Source organism: Proteus faecis, assembly GCF_030286765.1.
GTDB lineage: Bacteria > Pseudomonadota > Gammaproteobacteria > Enterobacterales > Enterobacteriaceae > Proteus > Proteus faecis.
In genome coordinates, this window is the sequence record NZ_JASVWV010000007.1 from 130487 (window position 1) to 146831 (window position 16345).

Consider the following 16345-nt stretch of genomic DNA (forward strand, 5'->3'; position numbering starts at 1 on the left):
ATTTATAATATTATTTTTGAAAAAATTAAGAAGCATCCGTGCTTGCTGTTATTTCTTCACTTTCACTACTCTCTTTCGCACCACCAAAACCAATATCTTTTGTGTGATCCGAACTAAATACCACAATACCCGCTAACGCTTCAGCACTTTCGCCAAAAAAGGCACCTTCAACAATCCCTGATGTTGTGCCCTCTTTTGCATCTGCCGAAAACGTCACTTGGTTATTGGCGGTATAAAGATTTCCACCTTCTAACTCAACTGTGCGTTGGCTATTCGCCAATGAACCTTCAATTTTCTTTTGAGAAAAATCAACATCAAACGTACCTGAAAGTAGGTTACTGCCGCTGTATTGGCTAATACCCGTTACCGTATAAGTCGCGCTATCTGTCGGCAATGTGGTAGTGACATCTTTACCCACATAATAGGTTTGATGTGTTACATCTGTTGCTGATGTTGTTTTTGCCCAGTCACCAAAATAGACATTGGCATCTGTGATTTTGGCAAAGTGAAAAACGCCCATATTACTGTGACTTGCAGGAGAATTAGCATTAGGTTGGATAGTATAAACACCATGACTGTCCGCTCCACCACTCATTCTTGGTGAGGTTAACGAAGCAAAACCAATTTTTTTTCCACCTCCTACTGTACTAATACCCACACCTGGTGCACCACCAGGCATTTGATGATCACCACGTTGCATAGGGTCACTTGCCCCCACTTCCATCGTCGTTAACGACCCGCTTTGATTAGAATGAATTTCAGCTTGTACAGTATGAGTCCCCATTAATATAAACAGTGCACATGTTAGTTTATTCAGTTTCTTCATAATAATTTCCATATTATTAGTTTGAGGGTGTGGCTACTTATTAAAAATAATAAGTAGCCACTTACAGAGATATTAATATTTTATCTTTACAGCTTCACTTACGAATATAAAGCTTGCTGTTTCGGGCGTAGGTAATATTAAATAAATCTCTTTCATTGTAAATAACACATTTTAATTACTGAGATTTTAATTAACCTTATTTATATTATGAGAATTAAACTAATTGAATGATTTAACTTGGTTTTTTATTTAAACACATAAGAAACAAATAAATATTTTATGTTTATTTTTGTGAACAAACTCGCAATTATTTATCTTTATTCGTTTTAAAACTAATTGATATTTATTAGATGTTTTATATTTATTATAACCCACGCATTAAAAATATAATCATTTCTGAAATTAAAGATTATTTTCATTCATTATATTTTATTTATTTCATCAGAAATTATATTTATAAGAAGATCACGATCTTTATTTTTAATATTATTATTCCAAATAACACCTATTTCCCATTGTGTATACAGATCAGACAGTGGCAATAAAGTCACTTTTTGTTTATCACAAATAAGCTCTGCATTTTTAGGCACCAATGCCATTCCTAATCCAGCAGCAACTAACGCTAACTGCGTTTGAATATCTTGCGATTGTTGTAATACACGAGGCTCGATTTGATGATATTTTAGAAAAGCATTTATTTGTTGATGTAGTTTTTTTTCTTTTTCTGGAACAAGCTGAATAAGCTCAAGCGTATTAAAATAGTGTAATGGATCATCTTCAATCTCTAACACCATAATGTTTTGTGTTGGAATCGCTAACATCAATCGCTCTTGTGCTAATGAAATCCCCTTAAGTGGCTCTGTAACGGGTAAGCGTGAAAATGCGAGATCAAGTTCTCCTAAAAGTAATTTACTTTCCATTATGTTAGAAGGTATATCATCAATATGAACGGTGATATCAGGATGAACCTGATTAAACTTTGCCAATAATGGTGTAATAAAATTTAATGAAGACAAACCAAATCCTGCATAAAGCTCTGCTTTTTGGGGTTCACTTAATTGACGAGCTTGTTTTTCTAGAGCGCGAACTTCTCTTAAAACTGATTGAGATTGATTCAGTAAATACTGTCCTTCAGGCGTTAATTTTGCACCATAACGTCCACGCTGAAAAAGCGTGATACCTAACTGAGATTCCAGTGTTTTTATCTGTTTAGTGAGTGCCGGTTGGCTAATACAAAGCTTTGAGGAAGCTTCACCAAAATGTTCTGTTTCAGCTAAAACAACAAAAGCATTCAATAAACGGGTATCCATGCTTAATTATTAATCCTATCTTATTTCTCCTTTAATTATTCTAACACAGAATAATTAAATAAAATTAATAACCAATACCGATACATTGATAAGCAAATTAAATAGATTAAATTGAGATTATTCTTTAACGAGCACCCAAAATACTCACAAAATAAAAGTGTTGTCGTTTGCTTTATATCGAAACTGTACTGTAGCAACGCGTAATGTTTTAGATGTGTTCATACGTTTTTACCTATAAAACCTTCTCTCTTTTTCAAATAGGAGAACGTATTTATTGTTTAAAGGGTAATCACTTACTTGCTTTTTTCGATAACCTTTTGGAATGAAATAAGATAACCGCAAGAAATAACAGGCTTCTATGCCTCTGTTTCGCGGAACAAGTACCTTATTTTCTGGCATCATAATGGCAATAAAGGAGTATTTATGTCTGCTAAGTCCCTATTTATAATTCTTTCATTATTAGGATTATCTGTTTCCTGTATGGCAGGAGATGGCTTAGTGGATAGAACATGGACGGCCTCAGGTTTAGATACACAAAGTTATCGACAAGCATTAAGGCAACCAGCTACAACTTCTCGATATACTCTTTTTAATATCACGCCAGATATGCCTGTTCCGGGCGGTGCAAACCATTCTGACCTTCAAGGTATTCGTTATATTGCAATGAAGTATGGCCCTTATGGTCAGCCAGAACACTATAAAACCTACCAAATCATGTTTTCTCACTATTCAAATAGTAGTACGAAAAAAGTTCGCTATTTAGGTGAGTTATATACTGTTGTCGGTGATATCTATTTAATTGATCCTTTTGCAACAACTAACGAATGGCAACGTGGTCGTAGCCAAATCGTTGAAGAGTACTATGAGATATTAGATGCTCACGGAAATAGAACAGGAAAAGGGTTACGCTTTAATAATTGGGATAAACCAATTCATATAACTAAATGGTCATCAAATTAATATACTCTTAATCAATATTCCTTTTTGTTAACCCTCTCTTAATGTCACCTTTTTTTCTTTTATTAAAATATATACTTTGAATATTAACTTACGTTAATGATTTCTAATTTTATATAAATAAAAAACATCATAATAAGATCAACCAATGATAGTACTCTCTTTAATTATTTCTTTATAGAAAAGTTTAATTTTAAGAAAAGGGAGTTTTTATTTCACCTATCTATCTAACATAATCATTCACTTATGAAAATCATAGAATATTATTTCAAACAGTTCCGAACTATTGCATTGCCTGACCGTATATATTTAAAAAATAAGTTTATTCGTAACTTAGGTTATCAGCCAAATTTTAAAACACCGGCATCACTTAATGAAAAAATCAATGCGCGTATGTTATTCGATAGAAATCCAATTTATACGCGCTTAGCAGATAAAATTACAGTCAGAGATTATGTGGCAAAAAAGATTGGTTCTCGCTATCTGGTTCCTATCATTAACACCTATTCTCATCCTGATGAAATCGATATCACTCAACTTCCTTCACGTTTTGTACTCAAATGTAATCACGATAGTGGCAGTACAATTATTTGTCTTAATAAAGCTACGTTTGATTTTGAAAAAGCAAAGAAAAAGCTTCAATTTCATTTAAAACGTAATCTCTATCCCGTCACTCGTGAATGGCACTATAAAAACATCAAAGCTAAAATTATCTGTGAAGAATATATTGATTTATTTGATACACAAAATCCAATGATACCAACGACTTGTCGTCTTCACTGCTTTAATGGTCAGCCCCATTATGCGGAAATTGATATTTCTGATACCAAAGGGAATGAATATATAAATGTGTATGATGCAAATTGGCAGTTACAACCTATCACATTAGAAGATCCCAACACACCAGAACTTATTGAAAAACCAATACAATTTGAAATTATGTTGCAATTAGCCGCTAAACTGGCAAATAACTTTAATTATTGTCGAGTTGATTTTTTAATGTCTGAAAATAAGCTCATCTTTAGTGAAATGACCTTTACCCCAAATGCAGGGCGTATCCCCATCAAGCCTAAAGAGTGGGATTACAAATTAGGTGCTTTATGGTCATAAATTGGTTACTACGTTTTAATAAGTAAATTAACTATGAAGAATATTGCCAATGGCAGAATAACGATAATAAGCCATTTGACCCTTGAATACGTACACACTGGCGTTTCGGTGCAATGATTATCAAAATAGCCCCACAGTCGATGAAAACAAAAGCTTCAAAAGAAACGTGAGAACAATGGACTTCGTTACGATTTCCAATGAGTGGTGATTATGCCATTCCTATGGGGCTTGCACCGGTTAGTATTGATATTCAACGCCAATATGGTACTTATCTTGAACCCAACCTTTGGATGTTGCACGCGCTTAATTAGTCAGTCGCTGTGGATGAGTAAACACCGTTGCTCTTCCGCGACGACAAAAACCCACCAGCGTGACATTGTATTTATTAGCAACTTCAACAGCTAAAGAGGTTGCAGCAGAAACAGCAAATAAAATTTCTGCGCCACACATTGCGGCTTTTTGTACCATTTCATAACTGGCTCGACTAGAGACTAATACCGCGCCTTCATTCCACTTTTCTTGTGCTTTCATGCCTAAAAGCTTATCAAGCGCAACATGACGACCAACGTCTTCACATCCGCCTTGCATTTCACCTTCTGGCGACAACCAAACAGCAGCATGTGTACATCCCGTCAGTTCACCGATTTCTTGAACAGTGGTCATCTGCTCTAAAGCTTTATCAAGATTTGAAAGTGAAAAAGTTTGTGTAAAAGGTAACGGAGTAATAGGTCGAAAAATCTCTTCTAGTTGCTCAGTTCCACAAATACCACAGCCAGTACGACCTGTCATATTGCGTCGTCGCTCTTTTAATCCCATAAAACGTCGACTTGATAATTCGATTTGAACTTCAATACCTCCGTTACAACTTTCCACAATTTCGATACTGCGAATTTCATTAGAAGATTCTATAATGCCTTCGGATAAAGAAAATCCGACAGCAAACAACTCTAAATTTTTAGGGCTTGCCATCATAACGACGTGAGATATTCCGTTGTACACTAATGCAACAGGAACTTCGAGTGCAATATAATCGTCTTCTTGTCTGTTAAGAGATCCTTTGTGTTGCACAATTGTTTGATCTACGCCAACGATTACACGTTTAGTTAACAATTTTGTCGATTTTGTTTCATCCATAAGATGAATTCCTAAATTTATTAATACATAATAACAATACGGGTAAAAACGATTTTACACTACCTATCAGGCAATGAACCTGATCCTATTAGGGATAATAGGGATAAAAAAACAATCAGCTCCATTTTCGTGAAGAAAATTAGAGTCAGTAAAAGCAATGTATGATGAGGAGAGACCCCATGCAGGTCAGCAGAAGGCAGTTCTTTAAGATCTGTGCTGGCGGTATGGCAGGTACTACAGCGGCAGCGCTCGGTTTTGCACCAGCAGTTGCGCTAGCTGGCTCACGTCAGTATAAATTACTGAGAGCCCGCGAAACCCGCAATACCTGTACGTACTGTTCTGTCGGTTGTGGACTATTAATGTATAGTCTGGGCGATGGCGCCAAAAACGCAAAAGAAACGATATTTCATATTGAAGGTGACTCAGACCATCCAGTAAACCGCGGTGCATTATGCCCTAAAGGTGCTGGTCTAGTGGATTTTATCCACAGTGAAGGTCGTTTAAAACACCCAGAATACCGTGCACCCGGCTCGGATAAATGGGTAAAACTCTCATGGGAAGAAACGTTTGATCGTATTGCGCGCTTAATCAAAAAAGACCGCGATGCCAACTTCCAAAAATTCAATAAAGAAGGTGTAGAAGTCAACCGTTGGTTAACTACCGGTATGCTTTGCGCCTCTGCAGCAAGCAATGAAACTGGGTTTTTAACTCAAAAATTCTCAAGAGCTCTTGGGATGCTGGCTGTCGATAACCAAGCACGTGTCTGACACGGACCAACGGTAGCAAGTCTTGCTCCAACATTTGGTCGCGGTGCGATGACCAACCACTGGGTTGATATGAAAAATGCCAACCTTATCGTCGTTATGGGCGGTAATGCGGCAGAAGCACACCCTGTGGGATTCCGCTGGGCGATGGAAGCTAAAATTCATAATAACGCCAAGCTCATTGTTATTGACCCTCGCTTCACCCGTACTGCGGCTGTTGCGGATTTCTATACGCCTATCCGTTCTGGTACTGATATTACGTTCTTATCGGGCGTTATCTTATATCTGCTCGAAAATAAGAAATATCAAAAAGAATACGTTGAGGCTTATACCAATGCGAGCTTAATTGTCCGTGAAGACTATCATTTTGATGATGGTTTATTCAGCGGATATGATGCAGAAAAACGTAAATACGATAAAACCACTTGGAACTACGAGATGGATGAAAATGGTTTCGCAAAACGCGACACCACATTACAACATCCTCGTTGTGTCTGGAATCTGTTAAAACAACACGTTAGTCGTTACACACCTGATGTGGTTACTCAGATTTGTGGTACACCAAAAGATGATTTCTTAAAAGTCTGTGAATATATTGCTGAAACCGCAGCGAAAGATAAAACAGCCTCTTTCCTGTATGCATTAGGCTGGACCCAACATACTGTTGGTGCTCAAAACATTCGTACCATGGCAATGATCCAATTACTGTTAGGTAATATGGGTATGGCTGGTGGCGGTGTTAACGCACTACGTGGTCACTCTAATATTCAAGGCTTGACTGACCTCGGTCTATTATCTCAAAGCTTACCAGGTTATTTGACTCTGCCTTCTGAAAAACAGACTACATTAGAAACCTACTTAGCTGCGAATACGCCAAAAGCGACAGTACCGGGACAAGTTAACTACTGGGGCAATTATCCTAAATTCTTCGTTAGTATGATGAAGACATTCTATGGAGATAATGCTCAACGTGATAATGATTGGGGCTTCTCACTGTTACCTAAGTGGGACAAACCTTACGACGTTCTACAATACTTCGACATGATGGATAAAGGTGAAGTCAACGGCTATATCTGCCAAGGCTTTAACCCAGTTGCATCATTCCCGAATAAGAACAAAGTTATTCGTTCATTATCAAAACTGAAATTCCTTATCACAATGGATCCGCTAAACACTGAAACTGCGTGTTTCTGGCAGAACCACGGTGAAGAGAACGACGTTAAAACAGCCGAGATCCAAACAGAAGTCTTCCGTCTACCAACAACTTGTTTCGCAGAAGAAGATGGTTCTATCGTTAACTCTGGTCGTTGGTTACAGTGGCACTGGAAAGGGGGCGATGCCCCAGGTGTTGCTATTCCTGATGCTGAGATTTTATCTGGTATTTTCCATCGTTTACGCCAACTCTACAAAGAAGAAGGCGGTGCGATGCCAGAACAGGTGTTGAATATGACTTGGGATTATTTTGATCCTGATAATCCAACATCCGCAGAAGTTGCACAAGAAAGTAACGGTAGAGCATTAGTCGACTTAAAAGACGCTGATGGCAATATCATTCTGAAAAAAGGTCAACTGCTTAGCTCGTTTGCTCAATTACGTGATGATGGTACAACGGCCAGTGGCTGTTGGATCTTCGCAGGTAGCTGGACAGAGAAAGGCAACCAAATGGCTAACCGTGATAACTCCGATCCATCAGGATTAGGTAATACATTGGGTTGGGCATGGGCATGGCCTCTTAACCGTCGCATTATTTATAACCGCGCATCAGCAGACCCACAAGGTCAACCATGGGATCCTAAACGTAAATTAATCGAATGGGATGGTAGCAAATGGACGGGTATTGATGTACCTGACTATAGCAACGCTGCACCGGGTTCTGATGTCGGTCCATTTATTATGCAACCAGAAGGTATGGGTCGTCTGTTTGCTATCGATAAGATGGCAGAAGGTCCATTCCCTGAGCACTACGAGCCAATTGAAACACCATTGGGTACTAACCCACTGCATCCAAATGTAGTTTCAAATCCAGCGGCGCGTATCTTTAAAGATGACTGGAAAGATATGGGTAAAGCAGAAGAGTTCCCATATGTCGGTACAACTTATCGTCTGACAGAACATTTCCACTTCTGGACTAAACACGCACGCTTAAATGCGATTATTCAGCCACAACAATTTATTGAAATTGGTGAGCGCTTAGCCGCAGAAAAAGGCATTGTTCAAGGCGATACCGTTAAAGTCAGCTCAAAACGTGGTTATATCAAAGCGAAAGCGGTGGTCACTAAACGTATTAAAACCCTTGATGTTGATGGGCGCAAAGTGGATACCATTGGTATTCCTATTCACTGGGGCTTTGAAGGTGTTGCAGTGAAAGGCTTTATTGCAAATACGTTAACGCCATTCGTTGGTGATGCGAATACACAAACGCCTGAGTTTAAAGCGTTCCTTGTTAATGTGGAAAAGGTGTAAGGAGATAAATTATGTCACTGCAATCCCAAGACATTATTCGTCGCTCTGCCACCAATTCCCTCACTCCCGCGCCTCAGGTGCGGGATTACAAGGAAGAAGTGGCAAAACTTATCGACGTAACAACCTGTATCGGCTGTAAAGCGTGTCAGGTAGCTTGTTCTGAATGGAACGATATTCGCGATAAAATTGGCACAAACGTCGGTGTTTACGATAACCCAACTGACCTAACAGCAAAATCATGGACAGTGATGCGTTTCTCTGAAGTTGAAGAGAACGGCAAACTGGAATGGTTAATTCGTAAAGATGGTTGTATGCACTGTGCTGATCCGGGCTGCTTAAAAGCCTGTCCAGCAGAAGGAGCAATCATTCAATACGCTAACGGTATTGTTGATTTCCAATCAGAACACTGTATTGGTTGTGGTTATTGTATTGCTGGTTGTCCTTTTAATGTACCTCGCATTAATGAAGAAGATAACCGTGCTTACAAATGTACGTTATGTGTTGATCGTGTAGAAGTCGGTCAAGAGCCTGCATGTGTGAAAACTTGCCCAACAGGTGCAATTCATTTTGGTTCGAAAGAAGCAATGATCAATCTTGCTGGTGAGCGTGTTGCAGAACTGCAAACTCGTGGCTATGACAAAGCGGGTCTTTACGATCCACAAGGTGTGGGTGGTACACACGTAATGTATGTTCTCCATCATGCTGATAAACCAAATCTGTACCACGGTTTACCAGAAAATCCAGAAATTAGCTCTACCGTTAAATTCTGGAAAGGTATCTGGAAACCATTGGCTGCTGTTGGTTTTGCCGCAACCTTCGCGGGCGCTATTTTCCACTATTTAGGTGTCGGTCCAAACCGTACAACTGAAGAAGATGAAGAAGAAGCACTCAAAGAGATGGAAGCATCTTCTAAAACACAGACCTCTGTGAATAAGGAGGAGCAGAAATGATGAAGAAGAAAGGTGATAAAATTCTTCGCCATACCGCATCAGAGCGTATAAACCACTGGGTCGTTGTGATTGTCTTTCTGTTCACAGCAATCAGCGGATTGGGTTTCTTCTTCCCATCTCTGAACTGGTTCATGAATATTTTAGGTACACCAGAATTGTCACGTCTGTTACACCCGTTTGTGGGTAGTGCTATGGCAATTCTCTTTATCTTTATGTTCTTCAGATACTTGAAGTACAACTTTATTGATAAAGATGATTTAGTCTGGGCTAAAAATATTCATAAAGTGCTACAAAATGAAGAAGCTGGCGATATCGGTCACTACAATTTAGGTCAGAAAGGCATTTACTGGATGTTAAGTATCAGCCTTATCTTACTCACTGTCAGTGGCATTATCATTTGGCGTCCCTATTTCGCTGAATATTTCTCGATCCCAGTTATTAGAATTGCCTTATTAGTTCACTCATTATCAGCAATATTACTGATAATCACCGTATTTGTTCACGCTTATGCGGCATTCTGGGTAAAAGGTTCAATTCGTAGCATGATTGAAGGCTGGGTAACTCGTGGTTGGGCTAAAAAGCACCATCCTCGTTGGTATCGTGAAATTCTCGAAGAAGAGAAAAAAGAAGCCGAAAAGAAGTCACAGAAATAATGCCTTAAAGTGTATTTCTGAACAAACGGAGGCTTGATTAGCCTCCGTTTTTTATTCAATTTACGCCCACAGTTAAGACGTAAAAGAACAATAACACACTATTATTACCCACTGTCATGGCTTCATGTTTGCTTTTGATTTATTCTGAAGCCAAACCCTGTGGGTATTCACTATAAAATTTATGATAATAGGAAGATAGAACGTTATGAGTATTCGCATCGTTCCTAAAGAGCAATTAGGTAAAGAGCAATCAGAAAAAGGGATTAGCTTTATTCCACCCGTATTATTCCCTAATCTGAAAAACCTTTATCAACGTCGTGCTGAACGTTTTCAAACACTAGCAAAAGATAATCCTTTCGCAGACTACCTTGAATTTGCGGCAGAAATTGTCAAGGCTCAAGAAAAAGCACTTCATGACAATCCACTTACCATTGATCTTGCTCCACTTATTACACAGCAAATTGGTGTAGCACCTTTAGATAGAAAAACCTTCAAACGCAGTAAACATTGGCATGCTTTATTAACCTCGATTATTGCTGAATTACGCCCTGTTGTACCTGAAAGTGCCACTATCACTTTAGAAAATCTCGCTAAAGCTTCTGAAAATGAATTAGAAGAGATGGCAACGGCATTACTCAATGATGAATATTCAAAAGTTTCAGCAGATAAATCTGTGTTTATTTGGGCAGCATTGTCTCTTTACTGGGCACAATTAGCGGCAAATATTCCAGGTAAGGCTAAAACAGAATACGGTGAAAATCGTCAATTCTGCCCAGTTTGTAACAGTATGCCTGTGGCAAGCATGGTACAAATCGGTACAACACAAGGTTTGCGTTATTTACACTGTAATTTATGTGAAACACAGTGGCATGTTGTACGCATTAAATGCACCAACTGTGAATTAACAGGTAAATTAAATTACTGGTCTTTAGACAGCGAAAATGCTCCAGTGAAAGCAGAAAGCTGTGGTGATTGTGGAAGCTATCTGAAAATTTTATATCAAGAAAAAGATGCCAATGTGGATGCTGTCGCTGACGATTTAGCGTCTATTGTTCTTGATGCAAAAATGGAAGAAGAAGGCTTTGCTCGTAGTAGTATTAATCCATTCCTTTTCCCAAATGAATAATAATTAGGTATTAGCATGACAAATGATATGCGCTCACTTTATAGTCAACTACCCTCTATTGATAAGCTACTGCATCAAGCAGATATTCAAGACTTAGTGGCTTCTTATGGTCAGACATTTATTGCAGAGCATTTACGAAAGTTACAAGAAGAAGCGCGTATCATTATTCAGCAAGAAAACGAGTTACCACAATGGCATAACCATTGGGCAAATGAGTTAAAAAATCGGATTACATTACAACGAAAATCTTCGATTAAACCCGTTTTCAACTTAACAGGTACCGTTTTACACACGAATCTAGGGCGTGCATTAATGGCCGAGTCCGCTATTGAAGCGGTTAGCCAAGTTATGCGCTCAGCAGCAACCTTAGAGTATTCTCTTGATGGTGCTTCAAGAGGACATCGTGATCGTGCTATCGCTGATTTGCTATGTGAATTAACGGGGGCAGAAGATGCCTGTATCGTTAATAACAATGCTGCAGCTGTTTTATTGATGCTTGCAACCGTTGCCCCTAATAAAGAGGTTGTTGTTTCTCGTGGCGAATTAGTTGAGATTGGTGGCGCGTTTCGTATTCCTGATGTGATGACGCAAGCAGGTTGCACACTAAAAGAAGTAGGAACAACAAACCGTACTCACCTTAAAGATTATCGTAACGCCATTAATGAGAATACAGGTTTGCTAATGAAAGTTCATACTAGCAACTATTGTATTCAAGGCTTTACAGCAGAAGTACATGGCGATGAACTGGCTGCACTTGGTAAAGAGATGAACTTACCAACTGCTATCGATTTAGGCAGTGGCTCAATGACTAATTTAGCCGCATTGGGTTTACCTTCAGAGCCAATGCCTCAAGATTATCTGCAACAAGGCATCGACCTTGTTACCTTCTCGGGTGATAAATTATTAGGTGGCCCGCAAGCGGGGATAATCTTAGGAAAAAAAGAGTGGATTGAGGCTATTCAACGCCATCCTCTAAAGCGCGCATTACGTGTTGATAAAATGACATTAGCGGCTTTAGGCGCCACATTACGCCTTTATCAGCAACCTGAGAAAATGGCTGTTGAAATCCCAACATTACGTTTGTTAACTCGGACACAAACAGAAATTAATGATATGGCGCAACGGTTATTGCCTCATTTTCAGGCATATTATGGGAATAGCTACCATATCACAATATCCTCATGTGCTTCTCAAATAGGCAGCGGTTCGTTACCTATTGAAAGTTTACCCAGTACAGCACTGACTTTTGAAGCCAAAGATGGCAAAGGTAGCCAGTTAGATGCGTTAGCTGCGCATTGGCGTAATTTAGAAAAACCGATTATCGGTCGAATTACTGATGGTCGCCTGTGGCTTGATCTGCGCTGTCTTGAGGATGAAAATGCATTAATACAGGCACTTTTACTATGATTTTTGCAACAGCAGGTCACGTAGACCACGGAAAAACCACACTCATACAAGCCATTACTGGGGTAGATACAACCCATTTACCTGAAGAGAAAAAACGAGGCATGACCATTGATTTAGGTTATGCCTATTGGCGTCAAGACGATGGTACTTCAATCGGTTTTGTCGATGTGCCTGGTCATGAGAAATTTCTGTCAAATATGCTCTCTGGCATCGGAGGGATCTCTCATGCGCTATTAATTGTGGCTTGTGACGATGGTGTTATGGCTCAAACCATTGAACATATTTCTATTTTACGTCTTGCTGGCTGTCCTAAAGTTACCGTTATCCTCACCAAAGCAGATCGTGTTACAGCAGAACGAATTGAAGAAGTTCGTTCACAAACAACAGATATGTTAGCCAATTTAGGTTGGCAAAAACCTGACTTTTTTGTCACCTCAGCACCCTCAGGAGAGGGGATTTCAGCGCTTCGAGACTATCTTGTTGATCTTCATCAGAAAGCACAACAACACCCTCAATGGCATAAGCGTTTTCGTTTAGCAATAGATCGTGTATTTAGTATTAAAGGAGCAGGATTAGTTGTCACAGGAACTGCACTTGCGGGACAAATTTCTGTTGGCGATACTTTTTGGCTAACTGGCGCAGATAAGCCAGTAAGAATAAGAGCCTTACATGCACAAAATCAGCCCGTAGAGAGTGCCGGTGCGGGTCATCGTATTGCAATAAATATCACGGGTGATGTCAGTAGAGAAAACGTCTCTCGTGGTGACTGGTTACTTTCTCAAGCGCCTAACTATCAATCCCATAAAGTATTAGTCAGTTTAATTGCCGATGAACCTTTAAAGCATTGGCAACCTGTACATATTCATCATGGTACACGCCATATTACGGGCCGTGTTGCTCTTTTAAATGATGCTCATGAAACGCCACAGTTAGCAGAGCTTATTCTTGATGATCCCCTTTGGCTGGTGGATAACGATAGACTTATTTTGCGTGATATCAGTGCTCAACGTACCTTAGCCGCAGCAAAAGTCTTATATTTGCACTCGCCACGTAGAGGGAAACGACAAGCTGAATTCTTAGCTTGGTTACACCAACTTGATAATGCAGACAGCGTCAGTGCCAAGTTAGCGTTATGTTTACCAAAAGGTGAGATCTCCCTAAGTCAGTTTTCTTGGGCTCAGCAATTAACCGAAAATGCACTGACTCAATTATTAGAAACATTTGATCTAATCAACGTTGCTGGTGTCATTCTTTCTAAAGAGAATGCTGATCACGCAAAACAGAAATTACTCAACACTCTTGAGGAATATCACCAACAACATAATGATCAAATGGGAATTGGGCGCTCTCGTTTAAAACGGATGGCACTACCTACTTATCATGATGAATTGGTTTATCACCTAATTGATCAATTACGTAAAGAAGGTGCTATTAGCCAAAGTCGTGGTTGGCTTCACCTTCCAACTCATGGTCTTGCTTTTTCTCCAGAACAAGATGCGCTATGGCAAAATGCTAAAGTCTATTTTGAGCAATCCGAGCCTTGGTGGGTACGTGATCTCGCCAATGAAATGAAAAATGATGAGAAAGTGATCCGCTCATTATTACGTAAAGCGGCACAATTAGGTTTAATTATTCCAATTATTGCTGACCGCTACTATACACACCAATCAATGGAAAAATTTGCATCTATCATTGTGAAATATAATGAGAGCAATGGCAGTGTCACTGCTGCGGATTTCCGTGATGAGTTATCTGTTGGGCGTAAGTTAGCAGTACAAATCTTAGAGTATTTTGACCGTACGGGTTTTACTCGTCGTAAAAAAGATCTTCATATTTTACGAGATAAAGGGTTATTCTAAAAACAGATGTTAACTTAGGCTAAATAACTTTATTTAGCCTATTTAAGGTTATCACCTACAATATTTGTAAAATATCCCCTTTATTCTTTATCGCTATACTCGGAAGAGATATGAAAAAAATATTAGGAAGTGCTTATCTTGCACTTATTCTTATTGCCTCATTTTTTATTGTTTTTGAGAAAGCAACGTTTATTTATACTGCACTTCTTTCAGTCGGTGCTTATTTTATTCTTTTTTCTCTTTGCTTTATTTTATCATCTCGTGTCTTATTTTCAGCTATTACCACCGGCACGCTCTTCCTTATAACTAAGTTTATTAATCAACTCAAAGTCCACTATTACAAAGAAACATTAATGTTCTCTGACTTTGATTTGGCTTTTGATAGCTCTAATTTAGGAACATTAGGTCATTATTGGGAAGCCGGTGTTGCATTAATTGCGATGCTAATATGGCTTCTTATCAATATGTCTATTGCTTGGCATTTTTCCAAAAAATCACGCCTAAGTTTGCGTATAAGTGGCTTACTCTTAATGGTCATTGGATTTACCACAATCCATTTCACCGTAGAAAAATGGCAAGCTGAATGGGAGGGGACACTTCCAGGAGGACGAGGTACTGTGACTAATTTAATCATGTCTGGCTACCAAACGGCTTATCACCCTCCTTATTTCAATGAAAATGCGGATTACTTTCTAGAACGAGCGAACAAAACCGTATTGCCAGAAACACAGACAGACATAAAACCTGACATTGTCGTTTTATTACAAGAATCGACGGTTAACCCTCATATTTATCAATTTGATACCGATGTTACACTGCCTGATTTATTTATGTTTCAAAAAGATGAAGGTGTCAGTGCGCAAAGCCCTTTACGAGTGCAAACCTTTGGTGGTGGTACTTGGCTTTCTGAATTTTCTGTATTAACAGGGTTAAATACGGATGATTTTGGTGCACGTAAAAACTCAGTATTCTATTTTGTTGTCGATAATCTTAATGAGAGTTTATTCCGCCAACTAAAAGCCGAAGGTTATTACACCGTTTTACTTACGCCATTTAATCGTAGTGCTTACCATGCCGGTTACGCTTATGAAAAAATGGGGATTGATGAAATCATTCAACCTCAAGAGCTGGGTTATCCGGGCACATTAGAGGAAAATCTCTGGAAAATATCGACGGTCGATATGCTGGGTTATGTTGAAGAGATACTGAAAAAACGTACTGATAAACCCTTGTTTATATTCTCATTAACCATGTATGAACATGGTCCTTATGATGAATCACATAGAGATATGTACCAAATTACGGGTCATACAGAAAGCAGTAATGCACCAGGCAAATTTAGCCACTATATGGAAAAAATCATTACTAGTGATCCGGCAATTAAAGATTTCGCCCATTTTGTTGCACAAAGAGAAAAACCGACGATGTTCCTCTATTTTGGTGATCATCAACCCAATATTGAGTTAAAAAATTATCAGTCGCCTTTTAATAACCCTGCATATATTACTCAGTTCACCTTAAGAGATAACCTATCGCAAGGTGCGCCAATAACAACAGGTGAATTAACTGATATTAGCTTCTTAGGTGGCATGATCTTAGAACGCGCGCGTTTGCCTTTATCTCCTTTCTACAAAGCAAATATTCAAATGCGCCACTTATGTAAAGGTAAATTAAATGACTGTGAGGATGAAAAATTAGTTAACAGTTATAAAAATTATATCTATGAAAAACTGAAAGTCGCAGGTAGCACAAATAATTAAATTTATTACTTGAATAAACGATGATC

12 protein-coding genes are annotated in these 16345 nt (G+C 38.8%); 9 read left to right on the forward strand and 3 right to left on the reverse strand.

What is annotated here, in order from left to right; genetic code table 11:
- Positions 1-25 precede the first annotated feature (25 nt).
- Complete coding sequence (locus tag QSH13_RS11105; protein ID WP_109398533.1) at positions 26-826, reverse strand: Slam-dependent surface lipoprotein; 801 nt, start codon at positions 824-826, stop codon at positions 26-28.
- Between the two features lie 422 nt (positions 827-1248).
- On the reverse strand, positions 1249-2136 hold the full coding sequence (locus QSH13_RS11110; RefSeq protein ID WP_196544659.1) for a LysR family transcriptional regulator: 888 nt from the start codon (positions 2134-2136) through the stop codon (positions 1249-1251).
- Positions 2137-2559: 423 nt separating this feature from the next.
- On the opposite strand from QSH13_RS11110, the gene umoA reads away from it, so the two are divergent.
- A complete protein-coding gene (gene umoA / locus QSH13_RS11115; protein WP_109398535.1) occupies positions 2560-3096 on the forward strand; it encodes a UmoA family flagellar biogenesis regulator in 537 nt (178 codons plus the stop codon).
- Positions 3097-3339: 243 nt separating this feature from the next.
- Entirely contained in the window at positions 3340-4203 is an 864-nt protein-coding gene (locus tag QSH13_RS11120; RefSeq protein WP_109406961.1) for an ATP-grasp fold amidoligase family protein, read from the forward strand.
- Positions 4204-4506: 303 nt separating this feature from the next.
- On the opposite strand, the gene fdhD is transcribed toward QSH13_RS11120, so the two are convergent.
- The gene (fdhD, locus tag QSH13_RS11125) at positions 4507-5337 is read right to left on the reverse strand and encodes a formate dehydrogenase accessory sulfurtransferase FdhD (protein WP_109398537.1); all 831 of its coding nucleotides are present in this window, start codon (positions 5335-5337) and stop codon (positions 4507-4509) included.
- Between the two features lie 179 nt (positions 5338-5516).
- On the opposite strand from fdhD, the gene fdnG reads away from it, so the two are divergent.
- The 7 genes from fdnG to QSH13_RS11160 all read left to right on the forward strand — a co-directional run bounded on the left by fdnG (position 5517) and on the right by QSH13_RS11160 (position 16319).
- Positions 5517-8564, forward strand: coding sequence for a formate dehydrogenase-N subunit alpha (gene fdnG, locus QSH13_RS11130; protein ID WP_109406960.1), 3048 nt, complete (start codon positions 5517-5519; stop codon positions 8562-8564).
- A gap of 11 nt (positions 8565-8575) precedes the next feature.
- Positions 8576-9514 (forward strand): formate dehydrogenase subunit beta, encoded by a 939-nt coding sequence (gene fdxH / locus QSH13_RS11135; RefSeq protein WP_109398539.1) that lies wholly within the window; start codon positions 8576-8578, stop codon positions 9512-9514.
- A complete protein-coding gene (fdoI, locus tag QSH13_RS11140; RefSeq protein ID WP_109398540.1) occupies positions 9511-10167 on the forward strand; it encodes a formate dehydrogenase cytochrome b556 subunit in 657 nt (218 codons plus the stop codon). Before fdxH ends, fdoI begins: the two co-directional genes overlap by 4 nt.
- 205 nt (positions 10168-10372) lie before the next feature.
- Positions 10373-11293, forward strand: coding sequence for a formate dehydrogenase accessory protein FdhE (gene fdhE / locus QSH13_RS11145; RefSeq protein ID WP_286039146.1), 921 nt, complete (start codon positions 10373-10375; stop codon positions 11291-11293).
- Positions 11294-11308: 15 nt separating this feature from the next.
- Entirely contained in the window at positions 11309-12700 is a 1392-nt protein-coding gene (gene selA, locus QSH13_RS11150; protein WP_109398542.1) for an L-seryl-tRNA(Sec) selenium transferase, read from the forward strand.
- Positions 12697-14559 carry a selenocysteine-specific translation elongation factor gene (gene selB, locus QSH13_RS11155; RefSeq protein WP_196544657.1) on the forward strand — a complete coding sequence of 621 codons (1863 nt, stop codon included), beginning with the start codon at positions 12697-12699 and terminating at the stop codon, positions 14557-14559. The genes selA and selB overlap by 4 nt, the downstream gene beginning before the upstream one ends.
- Positions 14560-14669: 110 nt before the next feature.
- Entirely contained in the window at positions 14670-16319 is a 1650-nt protein-coding gene (locus QSH13_RS11160; RefSeq protein WP_109398544.1) for an LTA synthase family protein, read from the forward strand.
- The last annotated feature ends 26 nt before the right edge of the window (positions 16320-16345 follow it).